Annotated in this window: 5 protein-coding genes and 1 pseudogene; 4 read left to right on the top strand and 2 right to left on the bottom strand. The window is 75.3% G+C overall.

The features are described from left to right. Positions 1 to 1,357: pseudogene (locus AB0E96_RS37505) on the bottom strand (hypothetical protein); the annotation flags it as partial. A gap of 324 nt (positions 1,358 to 1,681) precedes the next feature. On the opposite strand from AB0E96_RS37505, the gene AB0E96_RS37510 reads away from it, so the two are divergent. The 3 genes from AB0E96_RS37510 (at position 1,682) to AB0E96_RS37520 (ending at position 4,501) form a co-directional block, all read left to right on the top strand. Continuing rightward, positions 1,682 to 2,767, top strand: a complete 1,086-nt coding sequence (locus AB0E96_RS37510) for a substrate-binding domain-containing protein (RefSeq protein ID WP_359830759.1) — start codon at positions 1,682 to 1,684, stop codon at positions 2,765 to 2,767. 314 nt (positions 2,768 to 3,081) lie between these two features. Next, positions 3,082 to 3,708, top strand: a complete 627-nt coding sequence (locus AB0E96_RS37515) for a CBS domain-containing protein (protein ID WP_359830762.1) — start codon at positions 3,082 to 3,084, stop codon at positions 3,706 to 3,708. A 142-nt stretch (positions 3,709 to 3,850) separates the two neighbouring features. Then, on the top strand, positions 3,851 to 4,501 hold the full coding sequence (locus tag AB0E96_RS37520; protein WP_359830764.1) for a beta-glucanase: 651 nt from the start codon (positions 3,851 to 3,853) through the stop codon (positions 4,499 to 4,501). Between the two features lie 25 nt (positions 4,502 to 4,526). On the opposite strand, the gene AB0E96_RS37525 is transcribed toward AB0E96_RS37520, so the two are convergent. Next, a complete protein-coding gene (locus AB0E96_RS37525) occupies positions 4,527 to 5,057 on the bottom strand; it encodes a hypothetical protein (protein WP_359830766.1) in 531 nt (176 codons plus the stop codon). A 151-nt stretch (positions 5,058 to 5,208) separates the two neighbouring features. Between AB0E96_RS37525 and AB0E96_RS37530 the strand changes: the two genes are divergently transcribed. Continuing rightward, the gene (locus AB0E96_RS37530; RefSeq protein ID WP_359830769.1) at positions 5,209 to 5,568 is read left to right on the top strand and encodes an SHOCT domain-containing protein; all 360 of its coding nucleotides are present in this window, start codon (positions 5,209 to 5,211) and stop codon (positions 5,566 to 5,568) included. Positions 5,569 to 5,648: the final 80 nt, after the last annotated feature.

Consider the following 5,648-nt stretch of genomic DNA (forward strand, 5'->3'; position numbering starts at 1 on the left):
CTTCTTGGCCTCCTTCCCCCCCCCCCGGGGGGGGGGGCCGCGGGTGGGGGGGGGGCCCCCCCCCCCGGGGGGGGCCCCCCCCCCCCCCCGGGGCCGCGGCGGTCAGCCCGTCGGGGTGGTCCAACGGACGGGCGGGGGCGTCGGGTTGGTCGATCCGGCGGGTCCCGGCGGAGTCGACCCAGGGCGCCAGGAGGTAGCGGACGGTGGCGCCCTGACGGCGCAGGACCACCGCGCCCGCCGTGGTCGGGTCGGCGTCGTCGGCCCGGGCGAGGTCCAGGACACCGTCGCGGCCGTCCCGGCCGTCGGTGTAGCGGGCGATCCGCGCGCCGTCGGAGAACACCACCACACCGGTGCCGTCCACCGTGCCGGCGAACAGCAGATGCGCGGGTGCGACGGGCGGAGCGGGGTCCGTACCCGGTTCGGCGTGGGTCCCGGTGCCGGGCCGGGCCCAGGCCTCCAGTGCTCGGCCGAGCAGCGCGCCGTCCTCGCTCCGCTCGCCGCGGGCGGGCCAGGTGGTGAAGTCGACCCGGGTGGTGTGCAGCCAGGCGTCCGGGGCGACCCGGACCAGGTGGGACGGGTCGGTGTCGGAGCCCGCGAGCGGCGAGGCCGTGGGACGGTCCGGCGCGGCCGGGCGTGAGCCGCCCAGCACCCCGGCCGTGGTGGTGAGGCCGAGCACGCCGACCGCGAGCGCGGCCGTCAGCGCGCGGCGACGGCGCAGCAGGTCGGCGGGCTGCACCCGGACGGCGCAGGGGTCGAAGGCGGCCGGCAGCGGGTCCGGGCCGGACGGGACCTGCCCGGCGACGGCCACCGCCACCGCCGGGTGCGCCACCCCGGCCTGCCGCAGCACCTCGGCGACGCTTTCCGGCCCCAGCCCCTCGACCGTCCGCAGGGCGAAGGCCGCCCTGGCCGGGGCGGCGAGTGCGGCGAGCGCGTGGTCGAGCGCCGCGTCCTGCTCGCCACCGTGCGGGGTGAACAGCCGCAGGCCCCAGACCCGGGGCTGGAGGAGACGGCCTGCCGGGCGCGGCCGGAGCGCGGCGCGCAGCACCCGAAGGCGCAGCGCGGCGTAGACCGGGTCATCCGGGCCGTCCGGGGTGTCCGGGGTGTCCGGGCTGTTCGGGGTGTCCGGGGGCTCGGTGGTCCGCTCGCCGGCGGCCGGTCCGGGGCGGCGCGTCCAGCGGGTGGGCAGGGCCCGCTGGACCGCGGTGTGGGCGGCGAGCACCCGGGTGTGCCGGTCGCGGTCGGCCGGTAGCGCCAGGTAGGCGAGCCGGACCAGCCGCCGGTAGTGGCGCACCAGAGAGGCCTCCGCCACGGCCACCGGGCGCGCGGTGACGCCCCGGCGCAGCGCGGCCGCGCTCACCGTCCGTGCCGTCCTTCCTGCCCGTACCGCCCGTACTGCCCGTACCGCCCGTACTGCCAAGGGGCCCTCCCGGGAGCCGTTCCGCTGTCGTGGTGGACGGTCCAACGAGTCGATCATGTGATGGTTGCGCCGTTCGGGGAGAGCGGTGGGCATATGCCGGGCAAGCGGCGGGACACCGGGGGAAGAACGTCCGGGGCTCCGGGGCGGGCCGCCCGCTGCCGACCAGCGGACGACGCCCGTCGCCCCGGCCCGGCGGGGGTGACGCGGCGGGCGCGGGACCCGAGGATCTCGGTGCCCACCCCGTCGACCCTCCGAGGAGCGCACATGCCCCGCCTCACCGCACGACTCGGCGCCGCCGCCGCGCTGGCCGCCGCACTCGCCCTCGTCACGGCCGCCCCGGCCCCCGCCGACCCGCCGACGCCCGCCGGCACCGACCTGGTCGGCATGGGAGCCCCCGCCACCGACGCGCTCTTCAACGCGCTCGCCACGGACTACAACGCCTCGCTCGCGGCGGCCGGGGACACCGCCTCGCCCCGGCTGTACAGCTGGGACGCCAGGGGAACCGGAACGATCACGCCCAAGGCGGGGGCTTCCTCCGTCCTCCGGCCGACCAACACCCGGCAGGCGCTGACCACCCTGAACAGCAACACCGGTGCGACGGTCGACTTCGTGCGGCTGAGCAGGGGGCCGCGGGTGACCGACCCGACCTCGGTCGACTTCGTCCCCCTCGTGAAGGACGCGGTGACCTGGGCGGCTCCGGCGGGCGGCAACGCGCCGACGAGCCTGACGAGCTTCGAGCTGCGGTCGATCTACGCGTGCGACATCACCAACTGGCGGCAGATCGACTCGCGGTGGCCGGACGCGACGATCAAACCGGTGGTGCCGGGCCAGTTCTACTCGGACTCCTCCCAGCGCCGGTCGAGCTTCACCTCCGACGAGATGACGGCTCTCGCGTCCTCCGCCGTCTCCAACGGTGACCCCGGCGCCTTCTACGCGGGCCCGTGCGTGACCTCCGGCGTCGCGGACGACCAGGGGGAGGACGCGCTCCTGCACGACCCGAACGCGATCGTCCCGTACTCGGTCGGCCGCTGGGTCGGCCAGGTGACCGGCGGGCACCGGAAGCCGGGCGACGACCCCGGGGAGCTCGTCCTGAAGAACCTCGACGGGATCGCCCCCACGTCCGAGGGCATGATCAGCCCGAACTTCCTCGCGAGCCCGTACGGTCGGGTCCTCTACCTCGGGGTGCGGGACGGCGACTGGACCAGCAGCGACGCGCACGGCCAGGCGCTGCGGAGGGTGTTCGGCCGACAGGGCTGGTTCTGCACCTCCGGCGAGGCCAAGGCCGACATCCGGAGCCACGGCTTCCTGCCGCTGCCCGTCTTCGTCTGCGGGTCGAGCACCCACGCCTGATCCCGTCGGGGGAGGCGTGCCCCCTGGGGGGCGGGTGGTCCGGTGCACATGGTGTCCGGTGCGGCTGGTGTCCGGTGCGGCTGGTGTCCGGTGCACACGGTGTCCTCCGGTACGGCTGGTGTCCGGTGCGCCCGATGTCGGGGGCGCGTCGGTGCGGCAGGCCCAAGGTCCCACCCGTTCGGCCCCTTGGCCCCTGGCGGTCCCGGCCACCGGGGGCGATGCTGCCGGTACCGGTCGGGACGATCCGAGCCCGATCGGACCAGCAGCGTTGGACGAGGTGAACCGGCGTGCGGCATGCCACCGTCGAATCCGTGATGACCAGTCCCGTGGTCCTGGTCTCGCCCGAGACCGGGTTCCGGGAGATCGTGGCGCTGCTGAGCGAGTACGACATCACCGGCGTGCCGGTGGTCGACCCGGACGGTAGACCGCTCGGCGTGGTCTCGGAGGCCGACCTGCTGCGCACCCTGGCCGCCCAGGAGGACCCGGCCAGCCTGCTGCCCGCGCCCGAGTCGGCGGCACCGGGCCCGGACGGCGAGGTGGCCGCGGCCGACCTGATGACGGCCCAGCCGGTCTGCACCACGCCCGACACCAGCGTGGTCGCGGCGGCCCGGCTGATGAGCCGGCACGGCCTGAAGCGGCTGCCGGTGCTGGACGACGAGGGGCGGGTCATCGGCATGGTCAGCCGCGGCGACCTGCTGCGGGTCTTCCTGCGCGAGGACATGGTGATCCGGCGGGAGATCGTCGAAGAGGTGCTCGGCCGGATCGACGGGGTCAGCCCGGCGGAGATCGGGGTGGAGGTCAACCAGGGCCGGGTGGTGCTCAGCGGCACCGTGCCCGAGCCGCACCTGGTGCCGATCGTGCTCAACCTCTGCCGCTCGGTGGACGGGGTGGTCTCGGTGACCGACCGGCTCGGCGCCGCAGGCACGACGCCCGTCGGCTGACGGCCCGGGCGGGCCCTCCCGAATCGCACGTTCGTCCCGACCCGAACGATCCGCTTCGCATACTGCGGAGGGTATCGGGTAACTCACCCTGTGTGCCCGGCGGTGTGGACTGCCGGGACGGCGGAGCTTCGGGGAGGCGGCCGTGACAGTCGTGTTCGACGCGGACTTCACTTCGACCAGCCAGTGGATCGCCGGGCGCAGCAGCGCCTATCCCCGGATGGGGCCGACCAATCGGAGCGACCACAAGCTCGACTACCTCAGCCGCGACTACTGCCCGGACGGTCGGTTCACCGCGGTCAGGCGGCACAGCGGCGGACTCTGGAGCTGCAATCTGCTGACCACCGAGGGCAGCCCGGACGGATTCCAGGCCGTCACCGGCGACGTCCTGTCGGCGAGCGTGACGCTGCCCGTGGAACTCGGCGCCTGGCCGGCCATCTGGACCTGGCGGGACGGCGGCAACGAGGTGGACCTCTTCGAGTACCACCCGGACAACCCGGACCTTCTGGAGATCTCCAACCACGTCCGGGGCGGTTTCCGCTACTGGCACGGCGCGAACGCCGGCATCGGGCTCGGGGCGACCTTCGACCTGCGGGTGGTGCTCGGCGCGAACTCGGTGGACTGGTACGTGGAGGACGAACTGGTCTACGCGGACCTGCACGGGGTCGGGCCCGCGTGGCACGCCTACCTGATCGTCAACATCTCGGTGGCGGACGGGACGTACCACGACCGCCCGCCGTACGGCGGGCCGGACCGGCTGAGCTGGGTGTGTCACAGCCTCCGGGTCGAGCGCTGAGTGCTGGGCGCTGGGCGCCGGGCGCCTACGGCTGGTGGGGTGCGAAGGAGGCGGTGATCGGGCCGCGGGCCGTGTCGCCGCCGCGCGGGTCGAGCGGGGTGAGCAGGTCGAGGGGGCCGCGCGGGGCGTGGGCGCCGTGCGCGCCGGGGGTGCCGTGCGGCGTGGAGCGCTGGAACCAGACCGCCCGGCGGTGCGGGCCGATGTGGGCGGGGTCGGTCACGTACAGGTCGTCGCGCGGGGCCCGTTCGTTGCCCGGGGCGAGCGCCGCGTCCACGGCGCGCTCGGCGATCGAGTGCAGCAGCGCGGTGGCGGTGGTCTCCGCGGCGTCCGGTGCGATGGCGAGGGCGGTCAGCTCGGCCCAGAGCGCGGTGGTGACGTAGCCGATCGGGGAGTGGCCGAGTGCCGGGTGGGGCCGCGGATCGGGGTGACGCCGGACCACCCCGGCGGCGACGAGCTGCTCGGGGGAGCGGTCGTCGTACGGCGGGTGGAGGGCCGCGGGAGGCTGGTGGGCCGTGCGGTACCGGGGGTCGGGGGCGGGCGGCGGCTGGCGGGTCACGACGGCACGCTACCCCGGTTGCCGCCGGACCGAGTGCCGGAACGTTTTCTCAGCCCTCCCTCACGCCGCTTTCACCGGTGGTGGGAGCACGATGGTGATAAGGCGCTGCTCACCTCGGCGGGTCCCGACGGGGCCGGAGGAGGAGGTCCTGATGAGGTACTGGCACGGACACGGCCACGTGGGTGGCTGGGGCATGGGGCTGATGGCGTTCGCGACGCTGCTGTTCCTGGTGATCGTCGTGCTGCTCGCCGTCGCCCTGTTCCGGTACGTGTCGCGCTCGCGACAGCCGATTCCGCCAGGTCGGGCGGCACCCGGTGCCGGTGGACCCGGGGTGGGCGGCCCGCACGGCTGGGGCCGGGTGGGACAGGAGGGCGGCGGTGGGCAGGGGAGCCAGTGGGTGTCCCCGGAGCAGGTGCTCGCGGAGCGGTTCGCGCGGGGCGAGATCGACGCGGAGGAGTACCGGCACCGACTGGACACGCTGCGTTCGGCGAACGGGCCGGGTGGCGACTGACACCGGGGTGACGGGCCGGGCCCGCCGCGGTTCGCCCGCGGCGGTTCGCCTTCAACGACTCCTTCCTGAAGTGGCTGGAG

The organism is Kitasatospora sp. NPDC036755 (assembly GCF_040636595.1).
Classification (GTDB): Bacteria; Actinomycetota; Actinomycetes; order Streptomycetales; family Streptomycetaceae; genus Kitasatospora.

Bases quoted from the DNA above. Each gene is read 5' to 3' on its own strand.
- AB0E96_RS37510 (WP_359830759.1), top strand. From the start codon at position 1,682: ATGCCCCGCCTCACCGCACGACTCGGCGCCGCCGCCGCGCTGGCCGCC.
- AB0E96_RS37530 (WP_359830769.1), top strand. From the start codon at position 5,209: ATGAGGTACTGGCACGGACACGGCCACGTGGGTGGCTGGGGCATGGGG.
- AB0E96_RS37515 (WP_359830762.1), top strand. From the start codon at position 3,082: ATGACCAGTCCCGTGGTCCTGGTCTCGCCCGAGACCGGGTTCCGGGAG.